Annotated in this window: 1 protein-coding gene; it reads left to right on the plus strand. The window is 64.7% G+C overall.

The window, feature by feature from the left end; all coding sequences use genetic code 11:
• On the plus strand, window positions 1–634 hold a 634-nt coding region (locus AC1D1M_RS31440), incomplete at both ends, for an immunoglobulin-like domain-containing protein (protein WP_477778697.1).

Raw genomic sequence — 634 nt, forward strand, 5'->3', positions numbered from 1 at the left:
AACTCGATCACCGACGTCAGCGGCGGCAATTACGAGAACCTGGTCGCCGACAAAAACCCGGTCAGCACCACCGTCACCGACACCATCGACACGACCAACCTCAGCCTGAGCGCTACAAGTTCGGTCGCCGAGGGCGGCTCGATCGTCTACACCGCGACCCTGACCAACGCCGCCGGTTCGCCGGTGACCGTGACCCTGAGCAACGGCGCCGTGATCACCATCGACGCCGGGAAAACCACCGGCACCGTGACCGTCGATGCGCCGAAAGACGACGTCTACAAAGATGCTGGCAAAGTCGAAGCGACCATTTCCACCGCCACCGGCGGCGATTTCGAAAACCTGGTGCCGAGCAGCGTACCGGCGGTGACGGAAGTGACCGACACCATCGACACCACCACCGTGAAGCTGACCGCGACTGAAACCGCGGCCGAGGGCGGCACCGTCACCTACACCGCTACGGTTGGTGCCGCCGTCACCGGTTCGCCTGTCGTCGTGACCCTGGCCAACGGCCAGAGCATCACCATCGCGGTCGGCGAAACTACCGGCAGCGTGAGCACCCCCGCGCCGAACGACGTGTTGACCGGCCATGCGCCGTTGACCAACTCGATCACCGACGTCAGCGGCGGCAATTACG

This window comes from Pseudomonas sp. P1_F7, from assembly GCF_056405655.1.